At 68.1% G+C, this 18,386-nt stretch carries 16 protein-coding genes; 5 read left to right on the forward strand and 11 right to left on the reverse strand.

Annotated elements, in window-relative coordinates; translation table 11 throughout:
* Nucleotides 1-5 precede the first annotated feature (5 nt).
* Nucleotides 6-308 (forward strand): hypothetical protein, encoded by a 303-nt coding sequence (locus CHB69_RS16160; protein ID WP_141134018.1) that lies wholly within the window; start codon nt 6-8, stop codon nt 306-308.
* A 55-nt stretch (nt 309-363) separates the two neighbouring features.
* On the opposite strand, the gene CHB69_RS16165 is transcribed toward CHB69_RS16160, so the two are convergent.
* From CHB69_RS16165 to xseA, 6 genes are all read right to left on the reverse strand, one after another.
* Nucleotides 364-2,223 carry a tetratricopeptide repeat-containing sulfotransferase family protein gene (locus tag CHB69_RS16165; protein ID WP_170935605.1) on the reverse strand — a complete coding sequence of 620 codons (1,860 nt, stop codon included), beginning with the start codon at nt 2,221-2,223 and terminating at the stop codon, nt 364-366.
* 32 nt (nt 2,224-2,255) lie between these two features.
* On the reverse strand, nt 2,256-3,743 hold the full coding sequence (locus CHB69_RS16170; protein ID WP_089216976.1) for a putative 2OG-Fe(II) oxygenase: 1,488 nt from the start codon (nt 3,741-3,743) through the stop codon (nt 2,256-2,258).
* A gap of 110 nt (nt 3,744-3,853) precedes the next feature.
* Entirely contained in the window at nt 3,854-6,973 is a 3,120-nt protein-coding gene (locus tag CHB69_RS16175) for a TonB-dependent receptor domain-containing protein (protein WP_245836888.1), read from the reverse strand.
* Between the two features lie 271 nt (nt 6,974-7,244).
* Nucleotides 7,245-8,177, reverse strand: coding sequence for a M23 family metallopeptidase (locus tag CHB69_RS16180; protein ID WP_089216978.1), 933 nt, complete (start codon nt 8,175-8,177; stop codon nt 7,245-7,247).
* Nucleotides 8,174-8,386: a DUF2093 domain-containing protein gene (locus tag CHB69_RS16185; protein WP_089216979.1), complete on the reverse strand. Its 213-nt coding sequence runs from the start codon at nt 8,384-8,386 to the stop codon at nt 8,174-8,176. Before CHB69_RS16185 ends, CHB69_RS16180 begins: the two co-directional genes overlap by 4 nt.
* A gap of 124 nt (nt 8,387-8,510) precedes the next feature.
* On the reverse strand, nt 8,511-9,923 hold the full coding sequence (gene xseA, locus CHB69_RS16190) for an exodeoxyribonuclease VII large subunit (RefSeq protein WP_089216980.1): 1,413 nt from the start codon (nt 9,921-9,923) through the stop codon (nt 8,511-8,513).
* Between xseA and purD the strand changes: the two genes are divergently transcribed.
* Both purD and CHB69_RS16200 read left to right on the forward strand, forming a co-directional pair.
* Nucleotides 9,922-11,199: a phosphoribosylamine--glycine ligase gene (gene purD / locus CHB69_RS16195; protein WP_089216981.1), complete on the forward strand. Its 1,278-nt coding sequence runs from the start codon at nt 9,922-9,924 to the stop codon at nt 11,197-11,199. The genes xseA and purD overlap by 2 nt on opposite strands.
* 110 nt (nt 11,200-11,309) lie before the next feature.
* On the forward strand, nt 11,310-11,858 hold the full coding sequence (locus tag CHB69_RS16200) for a hypothetical protein (RefSeq protein WP_089216982.1): 549 nt from the start codon (nt 11,310-11,312) through the stop codon (nt 11,856-11,858).
* Nucleotides 11,859-11,984: 126 nt separating this feature from the next.
* Here the strand turns inward: CHB69_RS16200 and CHB69_RS16205 are convergent, their stop codons facing one another.
* From CHB69_RS16205 to crtY, 4 genes are read right to left on the reverse strand one after another with little or no spacing between them, the layout of a single operon-like run.
* Nucleotides 11,985-12,932 (reverse strand): phytoene/squalene synthase family protein, encoded by a 948-nt coding sequence (locus CHB69_RS16205; RefSeq protein WP_089216983.1) that lies wholly within the window; start codon nt 12,930-12,932, stop codon nt 11,985-11,987.
* Nucleotides 12,932-13,513: an LOG family protein gene (locus tag CHB69_RS16210; protein ID WP_089216984.1), complete on the reverse strand. Its 582-nt coding sequence runs from the start codon at nt 13,511-13,513 to the stop codon at nt 12,932-12,934. The genes CHB69_RS16205 and CHB69_RS16210 overlap by 1 nt, the downstream gene beginning before the upstream one ends.
* Nucleotides 13,513-14,991 (reverse strand): phytoene desaturase, encoded by a 1,479-nt coding sequence (locus tag CHB69_RS16215; protein ID WP_089216985.1) that lies wholly within the window; start codon nt 14,989-14,991, stop codon nt 13,513-13,515. Before CHB69_RS16215 ends, CHB69_RS16210 begins: the two co-directional genes overlap by 1 nt.
* Complete coding sequence (crtY, locus tag CHB69_RS16220) at nt 14,988-16,145, reverse strand: lycopene beta-cyclase CrtY (protein ID WP_089216986.1); 1,158 nt, start codon at nt 16,143-16,145, stop codon at nt 14,988-14,990. The genes CHB69_RS16215 and crtY overlap by 4 nt, the downstream gene beginning before the upstream one ends.
* Before the next feature lie 86 nt (nt 16,146-16,231).
* Here crtY and CHB69_RS16225 point away from each other — a divergent pair, with 86 nt between their 5' ends.
* Together CHB69_RS16225 and CHB69_RS16230 are read left to right on the forward strand one after the other, a co-directional pair.
* Nucleotides 16,232-16,765 carry a GNAT family N-acetyltransferase gene (locus tag CHB69_RS16225; protein ID WP_212541943.1) on the forward strand — a complete coding sequence of 178 codons (534 nt, stop codon included), beginning with the start codon at nt 16,232-16,234 and terminating at the stop codon, nt 16,763-16,765.
* Nucleotides 16,762-17,511 carry a sterol desaturase family protein gene (locus CHB69_RS16230; RefSeq protein ID WP_089216987.1) on the forward strand — a complete coding sequence of 250 codons (750 nt, stop codon included), beginning with the start codon at nt 16,762-16,764 and terminating at the stop codon, nt 17,509-17,511. The genes CHB69_RS16225 and CHB69_RS16230 overlap by 4 nt, the downstream gene beginning before the upstream one ends.
* Before the next feature lie 34 nt (nt 17,512-17,545).
* Here CHB69_RS16230 and CHB69_RS16235 read toward each other — a convergent pair whose 3' ends face one another.
* Complete coding sequence (locus tag CHB69_RS16235; RefSeq protein ID WP_089216988.1) at nt 17,546-18,316, reverse strand: sulfite exporter TauE/SafE family protein; 771 nt, start codon at nt 18,314-18,316, stop codon at nt 17,546-17,548.
* Nucleotides 18,317-18,386: the final 70 nt, after the last annotated feature.

Below are 18,386 nucleotides of genomic sequence, written 5' to 3' on the forward strand. Positions count from 1 at the left end.
CAAAGTTGGCAATTATCGAAGATTCGAGGATTTTAATGATGAAAGCATTGATTGTTGGCATCGCCGCCCTGACGCTCGTCCCCGTTTCGGCTGTCGCAATGGAACCGGCGGCTTCCGACAGCGCGCAGAAGGACGATGCCAGCAAGGACGGCGATCAGAATCGCGTGATCTGCAAGCGCGAGAAGATCATCGGGTCGCGCCTCGGCTCGAAGAAAACCTGCGCAACCGAAGCCGAATGGGCCCAGATGCGCGCCGAACAGCGGCAAGCCACCGAGCGCGTGCAGGCGAACCGTCCGCGCCAGAACTAAGCCCTCAAGGACGTTCGGGCACTCCGACGAGACCCTATGGCCGTTTAAACTCTAGCTATGCGGTCTCGTAGCCCATGCGCTCGGCCCACGGGCGAAGGATCGGCATCACCGGAGCGAGATGGTCGGCATAGCGCCGCCAACGCTCGGCCGCGCGCGTGTAGAGCGGTTCGCCGATCTGCGAATAGCTCGCGGTGCGCACCCGGCCGCGATTGCGGGCGACCTGCGTATGATCGAGCAGCGCATCGTCCCAAGCAAGCCCCAGCCAATCGACGAGCGGCGCCAGTTCCCCCGCGGGATCGACGACGAGTCGTTCGTAGCGCACGGCATGGGTGTCTACGGGAAAGAGGCTCGTCGCGCGGTGCCATGCGGTAAAAGCGGCGTCATAGGTGCGCGCCGCCTCGCCCAGCGAGGTGAAGCTGCGCATGGCGAAGTTCATCTGGAAATTCGCCATGAAGCAGCTGAGGACCGCATCATAGGGATGCCGCTCGGCGAAGATGAAGCGCGCCTGCGGGAACAGCCGATGGAGCAGCGGGGCACGCGTCATGTTGAGCGGATGCTTGTCGACGAGCCAGCGTTTGCCGTCCCACCCATATTCGCGGGCGAAATCGAAATAGGCGCTGCGCAATTCGTCGATATGTGCCGGGGTCAGCGCCGCCAGATCGCCCTCGACGAGCGCCTTCGTCCGGGCGGCCATCGGACGCTCCTCGATCACCGAAAGATCGTCGAGGCCCATCAGCATCGTGTCGAGCAGCGTCGTCCCCGACCGCGGAAAGCCGACGAGGAAAATCGGATCGCGAGAGGGTGCCGCCGCCGGCTCGAATGCGGTCCATCCCGCCGCCCACTCCTCGTTCCACGCCGCGACGTCAGCTTCGACCTGTTCGCGAAAACTCGGTCCCGACAGCGGCGTCGCCTCGGCCAGGGCGGCCTGGTTCATGCCCTCGAAGGCTGCAAAGGCCGCGTCGGGATCGTCGCAGCGGTCGGCGATGCCGCCGATCAGATGGAGGCGGCGCAGCGGATGGATCGTTTCGGGGATGCGCGCCGCGAGCGCCTGCGCGTCGTCGAACCGCTCTTCGCGCCGCGCTTGCCAGGCGAGCAGAAAGGCGAATTCGGGCGGCGCGCTGTCCTTGTCGGTTCGCGCGATCAGCGCCGCGAGATCGTCGACGCGGTTCAGGCTTTCATAGATCATTCCGAGTTCGAGCTGGGCTTCGCCGAAATCGGGAGCGACTTCGAGCGCGCGCTCGAGGCTGGCGATCGCCGAATCGAGATCGTCGAGCGCCGCATGAGCCATGCCGGTTTCGGTGAGCAATTTGGGATCGTCGGGGGCGAAGGCCCCGGCATCGAGCAGCGTCTTGAGCCGCGCCTCGTGGCGCTGCGCGACGCGGAGCAGTTCGGCGAGATTGAGGTAGATGGGCAGATCGGCCGGCGCGAGCGTGATCGCGCGTTCGAACGCGGCGATCGCACCTTCGATGTCTCCGCTTTCCGCGAGAATATTGCCGAGATTGTTCCAGCTCGACAGGTCGTTGGGGTCGGCCGCGATGGCGCGGCGATACGCCGCGGCGGCGGCCTCGCTGCGCCCTTCCTGCTGATGAATATAGCCCTCGATCCGCGCCAGCGAGGCTTCGGGCGCGCCTTCGACGAGCGCCATTGCGCGGCCGCTCTCGCCGGTGCTCAGCAGCGCATTGGCGAGGTTTGCGCGCGTCGCGCGATCGTCGGGGCGCAGCGCGAGCAATTCGTCGAGATAGGCGATGGCTCGTTCGGTGAGGCCGAGATGCAAGGCGGCGTGTCCCGCAAGCGCAAGATGGGGAACGCGGTCCGCCGCATTCGGCAGCGCGGCCTCGACGGTGTCGAGCGCCCCCTGCATGTCGCCGCGGCGCATCGCCTGCATCGCCTCTAGCAATGCGGGCGGAGGGGTCATGGGCTTGGTGGGGCGTGTCGCCATTTTTCGGTTCAACCTTGTGGTGGGCGGGCAATATCGAAGGCGACGGTCAGGCGCTCACCCGCGGGAAAGGGGCGCGTACCATGCCACATCGTCGATGGAAACAGGACGAGGCGGCCGGGCCGGGGTTCGATCAGCCGCAAAGGTGCGAGCCCGGGGACGAGATCGCGCGCTTCGCCGAGGCTCAGCCAGCCCTCGTGCCGCGCCGCGCCTTCGGGCGAGGTTTCGGGAAGCGCGATATAGAGCGCCGAGCTGATCCAACCCTGGCTGTGTACATGGTCGGTGTGGAAGCCTTCGCCCTCGAGCCGCACCGACCAGGCACCAGCGAAGCGAATCGGCGCGCGCCCGATGGGTAGCGTCGGGTGGCCGGGCCGGGGCGGCGGGAGCTGTGCGACATAAGCCGCGACCGCCGCCGATATGGCCGACCTCAATCGGTCGATGATCGGCTCGTCGCGCAGCAACAGGTGCCCGTCGGTCTGCGTTCCTCCACGCACCGACTGGTCGAGCGGCGCCGCGCGCGCCGCGTGCAGGCGGCGCAAATGATCGGCGATCTCGCCGAGGTCGCCGAGCGCGGGCGCGAGGTCGTGGCAGCCGACCAGCGCCGCATCGCCCTCGAGCCATTGCCAGCGGGGATCGCCGGTCATGCGCCACGCGAGCGAGCGATAGGGCCAGAGCAATCGCTCGTCGTCGCGGTCGATCCAGTCGTCGATGAGCCGGGCCGCATCGACCGGACGTTCGGCCCGGATCAGGTGCCGAACGCGCTGCGCGGCAAGGTCGATCCGGCCGGGCGCGCCGAGCACGTCGAACAGCCGGTCGGCCTCGGCCACCGCCCCGCGCTCGGACGCGACATGCGCCGCGACCGTGGTAAGCCAGGCCGCCTCGCCAACCGTCCGCGCCGCGGCATCGACGGCGGCCTGCGCCGCGTCGAGGTCGCGCGCCTCGAGATGGATGGCGATGCATTCACGGTGCAGTTCGGTCTGGCGCGGCAACCGCCGCAGCGCCGCGACGACGACGCCGGCGGGGTCGAGCCCCTGCTGCCCGCGTAGCCGCGCGAGCGCCCGCTGGCCGTCCATCCACAGCGGATTTTTTTGTACCACGGCGTCAAGGTCGGCGATCGCCTGATCGGCGAGACCCTCGGCGACCTGCGCCGCCGCACGGCCCATCAGCACCGATCCGTCGGCCGGCGCCAGTCGCGCCGCGCGATCGAACAGCGCCACGGCGGGCCGGCCGGCCTCGAGCGCCGCGCGCGCATGGCTGTGCGCGATCAACGCATCGGCCGGAGCCAGTCGAGCCGCGCGACCGAATGCGTCGAGGGCGACGCGGCTCTGTCCCAGCGCCCGCGCCGTCAGGCCGAGCAGCTGCTGCATTCTGGCGTCGGCGCCGTGACGCCGCGCCGCGATGCGCGCGCGATCGAACAGTTGTTCGGGGCGATCACCACGCAGCAGGTCGATTCCCGCCGCGAAAAAGGCATCGGGGTCCGCGAGCGACGCTGCACCCATCCGCCTTTCTGCCTCGTCCCGCGTCACCCGATCAACCTCTCGCTACGCCTCAAATGAAAATGGCGGACCCGAAGGCCCGCCATTCCCGTTCTTTCCGGTCGCCGGACGGATCAGAAGTCCAGCGTCACACCGGCGTAGATGTAACGGCCGAGCGCATCATAGACCTGCGCGAAGACGTTACCGTTACAGAAGCCCGCGGGGCAAGCCTGCGAGCCGGTAACCGGCGGTTCCTTGTCGAAGACGTTGTTCATGCCAAGGCGGAAGTCGTAGTGATCACCAAACTTCCCGGTCAGCGCGAGGTCAAAATAGCTGACCGCATCGAAACCGGCAATGCCCGGCTGGGTCGTGTCACTCAGACTGTCGACATCGACCGAGCCGAAGTAGCGCCAGCGCACCGATGCTCCGAAGCCATTCGGCATGTCGAAGCTCAGACGAGCCGTGTGGCGCCATTCGGGGTTCGGCGTACCGCAGACGTTGCCATAGAGACCGGCGCACTCCACGTCCGGACCCACGCCAGGATTGGAGGTCAGCTTGTCGAGCCAAGTGCCGACGAATGTCAGCCCCAGACGACCGGCATTCCCGATTTCGCGGCTATACCCGGCCTGCACGTCGATGCCCGACGTTTCGAGACGACCGATGTTCTGCGACAGGTCGGTCACATAACCGCCCGAGCTGCGCCACAGCGAACCCGACGCATCGCGAACGACCAGGCTGCAGAAGAACGGATCAGCAGTATCGCGGTCGCACTGATTGAGGATCGTGTCGGCTCCGATACCCTGGATCGCCCCTTTGACCTTGATATTGAAATAGTCGACGCTGGCGTTGAATCCGGGCAGGAAACCCGGGGTCAGAACCACGCCGGCCGTATAGGTATCGGCGACTTCGGGGACGAGATCGGGGTTGCCGCCGATCAGGCCGTTGTACTGGCTAGCCGGGTTTGGCGCGACCACTTGGCCGACGCTGAGTCCGCTAGCGAGACAACCCACGTCGCCGGCCGCAATCGGGGCGCCCGAGCACGGATCGGTCGAACCATCGAGCGCGACACGCTGCGGAGCGAAGAGATCCTGCACCGTGGGCGCACGCACCGCACGGTTGTAACCGCCACGAATACGGATGTCCCGCGTCGGGGCCAGTTCACCTTCGATCTTGTAGGTATCGGTAGAAGCACCGGTGCTATAGTCCGAATAACGGTAGCCGCCGGTGATGCTAAGGTCATACAGCCAGCTGTCCTGCACGATCGGCAGACGCACCTCGGAGAAGAACTCCTTCACGTTGAAGGAACCCGAGACAGGAAGCGTCGGGGCGCCCTGACCCGCGAGATCGCCGGTCTGGAACGCGAGATCCGACAGGAATTCAAGCTTTTCCTTGCGATATTCGCCACCGAGCACGATGCTAACACCTTCATCGGCCCAAGGCGACTGAATGCCATATTCACCGAGCGAACCAGCGACATAGCCCGACAGGACCTGTTCGCTGACGATGCCGCGCTGGAAGCCCGGGGTCGAGATGTAGTTGACGGCATCCTGCGACGGCGTGGACGTGCCCGGCGAGAAAATGTCCCAGGGGACGCAGTTCGGGTCGGTGCCGTCGAGCGTCGAACGGCAGACGGCATTGCCGTTCGCGTCCGTCACGACGTCCAGCGCCCGCGTCAGGCGAGTCACCGAGAAGTCGTTCGTATAGGTCTCGGCGAAGTTGGTCCGGCCATACTGATAATATATGTCATAGGACCAGGCGGGGCTCAGATCGCCGCGCGTGCCCAGCACGGCGCGGTAGCTGGTGTGCTGGAGGTCGTCGCGACGCGGACCGCCTTCGACGTTCCGGCGCAGAATCTGCGCAAAGCCGCGATTGTAGGTTGCACCGGTCGTCGGGTCGATGAAACCGAACGGAGTGGTCGGCAGCAAAGGTTCGCCGAGGCCACGGTCGATACGCGCCTGGTTCTCTGCCGCCACATTGCCGACCACGGTGAAGGCATCGCCGGCCGCGGGGCTGACAAGGAGGTTTTCCGTATCGCAGATGACCGCGAGCTGCTCGGCCGACAGCAGCGGGTTGTCGCAGTTGATCGACAGCGAGTTGCCGAAGTTACCCGACGGAGCGATCTGGGCGACCGTGCGGTCGTCCATGAACATGAACTCCATATAGGGGTGCAGCGCTTCGGAGACTTCATAGTCGGCGAAGACACCAGCCGTGTAGCGCTCGTCGGGACGCTGGAAATAGTTCAGCGGCGCGAAGTTGTACGGCGTGAAGCCGGGCAGCAGGGTGCGGTTGGGGCCGAACTGATAGATCGTCGACGTGAACGAATCCGCAACGCCATCACCATTCGCATCGGTCGGATCGCCAAACGAGTCATAGGCGAAGATCGTGCCCTGCGGCGAGGTCGCCGAGCCGCCGCAGTTGTACAGGCGTCCGCCAGCCGCAACCGACGCAGCCGAGTTCGCCGACAGCGCGCAAGCCGAATAGTCGCGAGTCGCCTGATTCACCGGATTGATCTTGCGGTATCCGACATAGGCGGACACATGGCCGCGGCCATCGTCGAAACCCGCGCCGAAGGCGAGCGTCGCGTCGAAGGTGCCGCCATTGGTCGACATGCCGCGCGGATAGCCATTACCGCTCGCGTCGAGCGGATCGGTGAACTTGCTCTTGTTGCGGTTATCGTGGTTGTACAGCGAATATTGCGTGTCGAGCTTGAAGCCCTCGAAGTCGGTGTCCATCACGAAGTTGACGACGCCCGCCACGGCGTCCGCACCGTACACCGACGAAGCACCGCCGGTCAGCACGTCGACACGCTCGATCAGCGCAGCGGGAATGACGTTGATGTCGGCAGCCGAGGAGGTCGGATCACCCGGGACGAGACGACGGCCGTTGACCAGAACCAGCGTGCGCTCGTCGCCGAGGCCGCGCAGGTTCAGCGTCGCGGTGCCGGTCGCGCCGTTCGAAACGTTCGCACCCTGCGCCGCAAAAGCCTGCGGCAGCGAGTTGACGAGATCCTCGACGCGGGTGGTGCCGGTCTGCTTGAATTCGACGTTGCTGATGACGGTGACGGGGCTGGCCGATTCGAGGTTCGGCTGCTTGATGCGCGAACCGGTAACGACGATCGGCGCGCCGATGTCGGCGGCGCCTTCATCGGCGGGCGCGTCCTGCGCCATCGCCGGAGTCGCCATGGCCAAAAGGCCAACGCCGAGCACGAACGGCGCAGCGCCGCGCTTCAACGCGGAAAGGTGGGTTTTCTTCACAGTGCAGTCCCTTGCTACTGAGTGGTTAGGATACCCGGGCATACGCTGCGAAGAGTGGCTTCACCCCCTGCAAAGATACCCCGATAGGCTGCGGGATGACCCCTCATTCATTTTGAGTAAAGGAAATTCCCCACCGTTTCTGCGGTTTCCAACGGGATTGTGACGTATTTGCAACATCCGCGAGAGGCAAAGCAACACATCGTGCCGCGGCGCGGCATTTCGCGAAACTTTGTTTCAATGGTTACAATGTTGCAGCGCAGCATCGAATGTTTCAGCGCGGCATCGGTCCCGCGAGCGTGCCCGGATCGAGCCGCGCGTCGTGCCATTTGAGGCCCCAGTGGAGGTGCGGCCCGGTCGCGCGGCCGCTCTGCCCGACCGTCCCCAGCCGCTGCCCCTGCACCACCCGGTCGCCGACCTTCACGTCGAGGCTCTGGCAGTGGAGGAAGGCGCTGTTGAGCCCCATGCCGTGATCGACGATGAGGAGATTGCCCTCGAGCGTGAAGGGCGTCGTCGCGGCGAGCGTCACCACGCCGTCGGCGGGCGCATAGAAGGGCGTGCCCGCGGGGACGGCGATGTCGGTGCCGCCGTGATAGCTGCCCGGCTTGCCCTGATAGACGCGCTGCGATCCAAAGAAGCCCGAGAGACGCCCCGTCGCCGGCCAGCGGAAGCGCTGGCGCCAGCCGTCGACGTCGTGATCGACGCGGCGCGCTTCGGCGATCTGCGCCAGCTCGGCGGGGCGGCGGCGCTGGAACTCGGCGTCGCTCGACGCGCTGCCGCGCCAGGGGGCGTCGATATGCTCGATCCGCCAGTCGCCCGCGGCGATGCTGAGGTCGCGCGCGATCGTGCGCCCGTCGGCCAGCGTCGCGACGAGCCGCTCGCCCGCGGGCGCGTCGCGGTCGAAGGCGATGATGAAGCCGCCGTCGTGCGCGAAGGGAATGGCCCTACCGTCGAGCGTCAGCGTCCGCGTCGTTGCGGGAACGCGGCCGAGCAGCATTCCGCCTTGCACCGGGGTCCCGCGCAGGATGGTGAAGTCGGCGTCGACGGGCGCGGGCGGCGGAGCGGGCGCAGGCCGGGCGGCGGGCGGCGGGACGGGTGCGGGTGTCGGCGCCGGCTCGACCGGTCCGGCGGCGGGCGGCACGCAGCCGGCGAGCGCGGCGAACAGCGCCGTCAGCGCGGCGCGATGAGCAGCCTTGCCTGCCCTCATGCCTTGCGGGCGTGGTCGAGCGCGGCCTGCACCGAAATGGCGGCGCTGGCATAGGGCTCCTGCCGCGCGACCGACCAGTAACGCAGCTCGTCGAGCCCGATCGGCACGCCGGTCACCGCGCACAGCACATGGTCGCCGGGCGACACGACGCGAAAGCCGTTGGGGCCATATTGGAGGCGGGCGAGGCGGTTGCGGCTGGCGATCAGCATGATTCGATATCCGTTGGAAAGACTGACATTCTTGATGCGACTATAACAGCATCGGCGCGCGCGGCCACCCCTAGGCGCCGCAAAGGAGTCCGTCGCCCCAGCTTTCGCTGGGGCGACGAATTCGTCAGAATAACTCGCCCTGCCCTTTGCCCGGCGGTGCGGCGGGCGGCTTGCGCGCCGGACGCGGCGAGGGCGACGGCGGCGCGTCCTCCGCGGCGACGGACACCTCGCCGTCAGCGAACTGCAACCGCATATGCCCGGCGGCGCGCGCGCGCGCCGCGGTGGTGACGAGGCCGCCGCCCCTGTCGCGCACCATCGCGTAGCCGCGCGAGAGCAGCGCGCGCGGGTCGAGCGAGGCGAGCAGCCGCGCCAGTCCTTCGAGCCGCGCCCGGTCGCGGTCCCACGCCCGCGCGAGCAGCGACGGGCGCAGCGCCGCGGCGCGCGACGCGAGTCGCTCGCTCGTCACCGCGAGCCGGTGGCGCTGACTGCGGTCGAGCCGATCGCCCGCATCGTCGAGCCGCTGGCGCTGCGGCGCATAAAGCGCCTCGCGCTTCGGCAAGTGCCGCGCGAGCGCCGTCAGCCGCTCGCTCGCCAGCGATTGATGCCGGCTTGCCGCGCCGATCATCCGCCCGCTCCACGTCGCGAGCTGCGCGGCGAGCTCGGCGCGCACCGGCACCGCCATCTCGGCCGCCGCGGTCGGCGTCGGTGCGCGCACGTCGGCGGCATAGTCGGATAGCGTCACGTCGGTTTCGTGCCCCACCGCGCTGATCGTCGGAATACGGCACTCGGCGATCGCGCGCACGACGATTTCCTCGTTGAACGCCCACAGATCCTCGATCGACCCGCCGCCGCGCGCGACGATCACCAGATCGGGGCGCGGCACCGGCCCGCCCGGTTCAAGCGAATCGAAGCCGCGCACCGCGCGCGCGACCTGCGCCGCGGCGCCTTCACCCTGAACGAGCACCGGCCAGACGATCACATGGCTCGGGCAGCGGTCGGCGAGCCGGTGGAGAATGTCGCGAATCACCGCGCCGGTGGGCGATGTCACGACGCCGATCGTCCGCGGCAGGAAGGGCAGCGCGCGCTTCTTCGCCTGGTCGAACAGCCCCTCGGCGCCGAGCCGCGCCTTCAGCTTTTCGAACAGCAGCATCAAGGCGCCCTCGCCCGCGACCTCGAGGCTTTCGACGACGAGCTGATATTTCGAGCGGCCGGGATAGGTGGTGAGCTTGCCGGTCGCGATCACCTCGATCCCGTCCTCGGGGCGAAAGGCGAGGCGCGCCGCCTGCCCCTTCCACATCACGATGTCGATCAGCGCATTATCGTCTTTCAGGCAGCCATAGAAATGCCCCGACGCGGCGCGCTTGGCGCCCGACAGCTCGCCGCGCACGCGCACGCGCGCAAAGCCGTCCTCGACGGTGCGCTTGATCGCGGCGGATAATTGGCTGACCGAAAGCGCGGGCGCATTGTCGTGCGTCCCCGCCTCGGCTAACAGCCGCGCGGGCGTGTCGCCATCGGACTCGGGAAAAGGAACTGACATGAATATCCTGCTTGTGGGCTCGGGCGGCCGCGAACATGCACTGGCGTGGCAGCTCGCACAATCGCCGAGCTGCGACAAGCTTTATGCCGCGCCCGGCAATCCAGGGATCGAACTCCACGCCGAATGCCTGCCGGTCGCCGCCGACGACCTCGACGGGCTGATGACGCTGGTGCGCGTCCACGGAATCGAGTTCGTCGTCGTCGGCCCCGAGGCCCCGCTCGTCGCGGGGCTCGCCGACCGGCTGCGCGAGGCCGGCGTCGCGGTCTTCGGCCCCGGCGCCGCCGCGGCGCAGCTCGAAGGGTCGAAGGGCTTCACCAAGGACCTGTGCGCGCGCGCCGGCATCCCGACCGCCGCCTATGTCCGCTGCACGAGCGCCGAGGAAGCCCATGCCGCGCTCGACGGCTTCGCCATCCCCGTCGTCATCAAGGCCGACGGGCTCGCCGCGGGCAAGGGCGTGATCATCGCCGAAACGCGCGCGGCCGCGTCCGCGGCGATCGACGAGATGTTCGCCGGCGCGTTCGGCGGGGCGGGCGCCGAGGTGGTGATCGAGGACTATCTGGCCGGCGAGGAAGCGAGCTTCTTTGCGCTGTCCGACGGCACCGACGTCATCGCCTTCGGCAGCGCGCAGGACCACAAGCGCGTCGGCGAGGGCGACACGGGGCCGAACACCGGCGGCATGGGCGCCTACAGCCCCGCGCCGGTGCTCACGCCCGCGCTCGAGGCCGAGGTCATGGAGCGCATCGTCCGCCCGACGGTAAAGGCGCTCGCCGCCGAGGGCACGCCCTATGTCGGCGTGCTCTTCGCCGGGCTGATGCTGACCGACGAGGGCCCCAAGCTGATCGAATATAATTGCCGCTTCGGCGACCCCGAATGCCAGGTGTTGATGATGCGCCTGAAGGGCGATTTCGCCGCGCTGCTCCACGCCGCCGCGACCGGCACGCTCGCCGGCGCCGAGCCGCCGCATTTCGCCGCCGATTATGCGCTGACCGTCGTGATGGCGGCGAACGGCTATCCGGGCACCCCCGAAAAGGGCGGGACGATCCGCCGCATTGCCGATGCCGAAAAGGGCGGCGTGCGCGTCTTTCATGCCGGCACCGCGCGCAAGGACGGCGCGATCGTCGCGGCCGGCGGGCGCGTGCTCAGCGTCACGGCGACGGGCAAGAGCGTGACCGAGGCGCAGGCCGCCGCCTATGCGGCGCTCGACCGCATCGACTTTCCCACCGGCTTCTGCCGCCGGGACATTGGTTGGCGCGAGGTCGCGCGCGAGGCGCGCTAAGGGGCTGGCGCGAGGTCGCGCGCGAGGCAAAATGGACGCCCTCTGGACCCAGCGCCGCCCGGCCGATAGGCTGGCTTCCGGTGGGGCGCCCTCGAAACAAGGGGATAGACATGACTTGGCTTCAGGAAAACTGGATCGTCGCGCTGATCGTGCTGATCGTCGTCGTCGCACTCGTCTGGTGGCTCGCCGCGCGGCGGCAGCCCCGCGACGTCGTGCCGCCGACGGTCGAGGCGAAGCCCGCGAAGCCGCTCGAGCCGGCAAAACCCGACATCGTCGCCGCCGAACCCGCCTTCAAAAAGGCCCCCGTCGCCGCGCCGACCCCGCCTCCCCCGGCACCCGAACCCGCGCCCGCGCCCGCTCCGCAAACCGAAGCCCCGCCGCCGCCCGCAGCCGCGGCGCCCGCGGGTCAGGCCGACAATCTGCAATTGCTGAAGGGCGTCGGGCCAAAGCTCGCCAAGCTGCTGGGCGACCTCGGCGTCACCAGCTTCGAACAGATCGCGGGCTGGAGCGACGCCGATATCGCGGCGATCGACGCGCGGCTCGGCAATTTTTCGGGCCGCATCGCGCGCGACAATTGGGTCGATCAGGCCGGCTATCTCGCGCGCCGCGACAAGGCGGGCTTCGAAGCCAGATATGGGGCGCTGGGCGGCGAACTCTGACCGGGCCGGAGAGCCGAACGCACTCTAGAGTGATTGCGAGTGAAATGGAACATTTCACGGCTCGGAAATCACGGCAAAACAGGAATCTAGAGTGCCGGTTTTGATTCTATCAAAATCGAACGCACTCTAGGATCGCGGCCGCGTCCACAGCCCGTCGCGGTCGATGCGGCGAAGCGGCGGGCGGCGCAGCACCGACCAGCCGGCGCGTGCGACCCAACCCAGTTTGGCGACGAACGAGGTCACGGTGCGGTGATCCCACGCATGGTCGCCGCGGCGCCGCACTTCGCGCGCGATGTCGCCGTAAATGCCCATCGCGGCGAGCACCGCCCAGCGGCTGCGCGGCGGCAGTTTGCGGGCGCCCCAGCGCGCCGACGCTTCATATTCCCCGGCCATTTCGGCAAGCCATTTCGCCATGACGCTGAGCCGCCCGCGATAGCGCGGATGCATGTGCTGGCCCGGCGGAATATCGAGTTCGACGAGCCAGTCGACGGGCAGGTAGCAGCGATCGGCGGCGGCATCCTCGGCCACGTCGCGCGCGATATTGGCGAGCTGAAAGGCGATGCCGAGGTCTGCGGCGCGGTCGAGCGTGCGCTCGTCGGCGGGGTCGATCCCCATCACCAGCGCCATCGCGACCCCGACCGCGCCCGCGACATGATAGCAATAGCGTAGCAGATCCGCCTCGCTGCGCGGGCGCCAGTCGTCGGCGTCGAGTTCGAAACCGGCGATGATGTCGTCGATCACCGCGCGCGGGATGGCGATTTCGGTGAGCAGCAGGCCGAGCGCGTCGAAGGCGGGCTCGCCGGTCGGCTCACCGGCATAGGCCCGGTCGGTCAGTGCATGGATATGCGCGACCGCCGCCTTCGCATCATGGCCGGCCGCCGCGGCGCCGCCATGGTCCTGCCCGTCGGTCAGATCGTCGGCGGCGCGGCACCAGGCATAGAGCAGCCACACGCGCTCGCGGGTGAGGCGGTCGAAGAGCTGGCTCGCGAGCGCGAAACTCTTCGAACCCCGCACGATGCTGTCGTGCGCGAAGCCATGAAGCTCGTGCGCGTCATAGCCCCCCGCTGCCGACATCAGAGGTCGTCGGCCTTCATCGCGAAGATCGACTTGTGCGGCTGATAGGACGCCATCTTGTCGAGCAACTCGTCGAGCCCGGCGTCGACGATCATGATTCCGGCGTGCGCGGGGCGGATGAAACCGACCTCGATCATGTGGCGATTGAAGGCGATCAGCTCATTGTAGAAGCCCGCGGCGTTGAGCAGGCCGACGGGCTTGTCGTGATAGCCGAGCTGCGCCCAGCTGATCGCTTCCCACAGCTCGTCCATCGTCCCGACGCCGCCGGGGATGGTCAGGAATCCGTCGGAAAGATCGGTGAACATCCGCTTGCGCTCGTGCATACCGGAAACGACGTGGAGTTCGGTGACCCCCTTGTGCGCGACCTCGGCGCCGACGAGCGCGTCGGGGATCACCCCGATCACCTCGCCGCCCGCCGCGAGCGCCGAATCGGCGACCGCTCCCATCAGCCCCAGACGGCCGCCGCCATAAACGACGCCGATGCCCCGCTCGGCAAGCGTCCGGCCGACGAGGCGCGCGGTTTCGATATAGACGGGATCTTCGGGGGTCGCGGACCCGCAATAGACGGCAAGGCGTTTCATCATTCTTCCAACATCAATCTGGCGGTCGCCTTGGCGCTGCCGACGACTCCGGGGATACCGGCGCCGGGATGGGTGCCCGCGCCGACGAAGTAAAGGTTGGAAATCGCATCGTCGCGATTGTGCGCGCGAAACCAGGCGCTCTGCCACAGCAGCGGCTCGAGGCTGAACGCGCTGCCCAGATGCGCGGCGAGATCGCGGCCGAAGTCGGCGGGCGTGTAATGGAAGCGGGTGACGAGGTTGGCGCGCAGGCCGGGGAGCAGGCGGCGCTCGACCTCTTCCAGAATCGAATCGGCGAAACGGTCGCCGAATGCGCCGTCCCAGTCGGCCTGCGCCTTGCCGAGATGCGCAACGGGGGCGAGCGCGTAAAAGGCGGCATGACCCGGCGGCGCCATGCCGGGATCGGTGATGCTCGGATGGTGGAGGTAGAGCGAAAAATCGTCCGCGACGACGCCGTTCCGGTAGATGTCGTCGAGCAGCCCCTTGTAGCGCGGGCCGAACAGGATGCTGTGATGCGCGATGGCGGGATAGTCGCCCTTCACCCCGAAATGGACGACGAACAGCGACGGCGACCAGCGCTTGCGCGCGAGACGCTTCGCCACCTTTGCGCCGCGCGGGTGACCCGCGAGCAGGTCGCGATAGCTGTGCATCAGGTCGCCGTTGCACGCGATGCTGTCGGCTTCGCCGCGCCAGCCGCTTTCGGTGACGACGCCGGTGGCACGACTGCCCTGCGTCTCGATCTTCGCCACCGGATCGCCGAGGCGGAGCGCACCGCCGAGCCGTTCGAACAGGCGCACCATCGCCGCGACGAGCGCATTGGTCCCGCCGCGCGCGAACCAGACGCCGCCCTCCCTCTCGATCGTGTGGATCAGCGCATAGATGCTGCTTGTCGTCATCGGATTGCCGCCGACGAGCAAGGTGTGGAACGACAGCGCCTGCCGCAGCCGCTCGTCCTGCACATAAGAAGCGACGACCGAATAGACGCTGCGCCACGCCCGATATTTCATCAGCGACGGCGCCGCACCAAGCATCGAGGCGAAATCGAGGAAGGCGGCCGAGCCGAGCTTCACATAGCCTTCCCGATACACGCCTTTCGAATAGGCGAGGAAGCGTTCGTAGCCCGCGACGTCGGCGGGGTTGAGCTTGGCTATTTCCGCCGCGAGCGCGGCCTCGTCGTTCGAATAGTCGAGGGTCGAACCGTCGGGCCAGTCGAGGCGATAGAAGGGCGTGACCGGGATCAGATCGACGTCGGCGGCGATGTCCTGTCCGCTCAGCGCCCATAGTTCATTCAGGCAAGGCGGGTCGGTAATCACCGTCGGGCCGGCATCGAAGGTGAAGCCGTCCCGCTGCCAGTGCCAGGCGCGCCCGCCGGGCTTGTCGCGCGCTTCGACGATCACCGTCGCGACGCCCGCCGACTGGAGCCGGATCGCGAGCGCGAGGCCGCCGAAGCCGGCGCCGATGACGATGGCGCGGCGCGTCACCGCCAGTCGAAGCGCTTCAGCGCCGCGATCGCGCGGCCGACCGGCACCGGCGGGCGGCCCGACAGGATGCGCAGCTTGTCGCCGGGGCGCGACCGCCCGGCATAGAAGCGCGCGATCACCCCGGCGGGCAGGCCGTAGAAACGTTCGAAGATGCGGTAGCGCCCGGCGGGCTCGGCGGCGCGGAAGAGCATGGCGGAGAGCATCCGATAGAAGCGCTGGCGCCGCCAGGCGGCCGCGGCGCGCTCGCGCAGCCGCGCGGGCAGGTCGGGGCCGATCATGCCGGGCAGCGCGGCGGCGGTGCGCACCGCATCGGGCAGCGAATAGCCCGTCGTGGCATGAAAAGCCCCCGCGCGCGCGCCGATGCGCGCGGTGCGATCGGACGGCGGCCAATAGCGGTCGAAATCGCCCGCGATCACGACCGGCAGCACGCCGCTTTCCTCGCGCTCCGCCGGCGCCGCGACCGTCCACCCTTGCGCGTCCGCATAGGCGGCGATGCGCTGCCGGATCGCCGCGACGTCGAGCGCCGCCTCATCGCTGTAACAGGTATCCTCGACGAAGATCCTCTCGGCATCGAAGGGCAGCAGATAGACGAAGCGATAGCCGTCCGACTGCTCGACCCGCGCGTCCATCACCACGGGCTGCGTCAACCCGTGCCCGCCCTCGACGCGGAGCGCCTGTCCGACGAATTTCTGCCAGCCGCAGGTCAGCGCCGACAGGTTGCCGGCGCCGCGCGCGTCGATGACGTGCCGCGCGTCGAGCCGGCCTCCGGCGGCGAGCAGCACATGGTCGGGGGCGACGTGGAGCGCGCGGTCGGCGACGATATGGCCCGGCGGCAACGCCGCGGCGACCGCCCCGGCGAGCGCTTCGCCGGTGACACTCTTATACCCCATGCGCAGCGTGCGGGCGCGGCCCGGAAAGCGGACGTCATAGGCCGGCCAGTGGTGGCGGACGAGCGGCGCGACCAGCCAGCGGTCGCGCCGCGCAATGTCGCTGTCGAAGAAGGACCAGATGTGATTGCCCCCGACGTCGCCGGCTTCGACCAGCCGCACGTCGAGCTCGGGCCGCTTCGCCGCAAGCGCGAGCGCCGCGAGCCCGCCGGCAAGCCCGCCGCCGACGATGGCGATGTCGCAGCGCGGGGGGCGAGTGTCGGTCATCGCCCCCTGCCTAGCCGAGCGCATAGCGGCGGGGAAGCCGCTTCGCGGCGGATGACAAACGCCCTGCCTTGCGGCAGAACCGGAGCGTGCCCCGCGCCTCGCCCTTTATCGAAGCCGCAACGCCCGCCGACGCAAAGGCGATCGCGTCGATCTATGCCCATCATGTCGCGCGCGGGACGGGAACCTACGACATCGAACCGCGGAGCGTCGCTGTGACCGCAGCGCTGGTGTCCGACCACATCGCGAAGGGCTGGCCGTTCCTCGTCGCGCGCGACGCGGGCGGGGATGTGCTCGGCTATGCCTATGCCAGCCAGTTCCGCCCGCGCCCTGCCTATCGCTGGACGTGCGAGGACAGCATCTATGTCGGCCCCGCCGCGCAGGGCCGCGGCGTCGGACGCGCGCTGCTCGAGGCGCTGATCGGCGCCAGCGAAGCCGTGGGCTTTCGCACGATGATCGCGGTGATCGGCGGCGCCGAGCCCGCGTCGATCGCGCTCCACGCCGCGTGCGGCTTCGCGCATGCCGGCCGGCTCGAATCGACCGGCTGGAAGCACGGCCGCTGGCTCGACACCGTCTATATGCAGCGCGCGCTCGGCGACGGCAGCGCCAGCCCGCCGCTATGAGCGCGGCGCTCCCGATCGCGTTCTCGGCGCTCGCGATGACGCTGATCGTCGGCGGGCGCTATCTTCTGACGAGCGGCGCCTTCGCCCTCGCCACGCGGCTCAGGCGGCCCGGCCTCTATCGCGGGCTCGAGGCGCAGATGCGGCGCGAGATCGGCTGGAGCCTCGCGAGTGCGGCGATCTATGGCATCCCCGCGGGCATCGTCGCCTGGGGGTGGCAGGCGCAGGGCTGGACACGCATCTATTCGGGCGTCGGCGACTATCCGCTCTGCTATCTGCCGGTCAGCCTCCTCGCCTATCTTCTGCTCCACGACACATGCTTCTATTGGACCCACCGGCTGATGCACCGCCCGGCGTGGTTCCGCCTCGCGCACGCGGTGCATCACGACAGCCGACCGCCGACCGCGTGGGCCGCGATGAGCTTTCACCCGATCGAGGCGGTCACCGGCGCGGTGGTGATCCCGGCGCTCGTCTTTGTGATCCCGGTTCATGTCGCGGTGCTCGGCGCTGTCCTCGCGATCATGACGGTCATGGGGGTCGGCAATCATATGGGGTGGGAGATGTTTCCGCGCGCCCTCGTTCACGGACCGGCCGGGCGCTGGCTGATAACCGCGACGCATCACGAGCGGCATCATGCCGCCTATCGGGGGAATTACGGCCTCTATTTCCGTTTCTGGGACAAGGCGTGCGGCACCGATCTGGGGCTTGGCGATCTTGCGGCTGCTTCAAGGCTGCGAGCTTCGCGGTGACCGGCGAGGTCCAGCAAACGCTCTCCATGAAGGATCAAGCCGTCAGCACCCGCCACAGGCTGAACGCGCTGGTCGCGGTCAGGACGATACCGACGAGAATGAGCATCAGCTTGGGCGAGAAGCGTTTCGCCATGAAGGCACCCATCGGCGCCGCGATCACGCCGCCGATCAGCAGGCCGAGCGTCGCGCCCGCGACGTCCGCGAACCCCAAATGCCAGATGAAGGTCGCCGACACCGCGAGCGTCAGGAAGAATTCGACGCTGTTGACCGTGCCGACGACCTTGCGCGGCTCGGCGCCCTGAACCAGCAGGTTCGAAGTCACGACCGGGCCCCAGCCGCCGCCGCCCGCGGCGTCGAGGAAGCCGCCGATCAGCCCGAGCGGCGCAATGACCGCGGGTTTCTTGATCTTTGGCGGATAGAATATGCCGCGTATCAGGAGCCATGCACCGACGCAGACCAGATAGCCGAGCACGAACGGCTTCATAAGTTCGCCGCTGATCGAACTCAGGACATAGGCGCCCGCCACGCCGCCGATCAGCCCAGGCACGAGCAGGCCGAAAAAGAGCGGCCATTCGATGTTGCGATGGAGGAGGTGGCTGATCCCCGACACGCCGGTCGTGAACACCTCGACGACATGGATCCGCGCCGAGGCAGTCGCGGGCGGCACACCGAGGACGGCGACGAGCAACGTGTTGCAGATGACGCCGAACGCCATGCCGAGCGCCCCGTCGACGAGTTGCGCGGCAAAGCCGATGAGCACGAACGGCAGAAGCGCTGCGATGTCGAGCACAGAAATATCGACCATGTCACTATCCCAACTGTTTTAGTTGAGAAATAGATGGCGCAAATCGGAGGCGCTGGCGAGTGCAATTTTT

The organism is Sphingopyxis indica (assembly GCF_900188185.1).
Lineage (GTDB): Bacteria > Pseudomonadota > Alphaproteobacteria > Sphingomonadales > Sphingomonadaceae > Sphingopyxis > Sphingopyxis indica.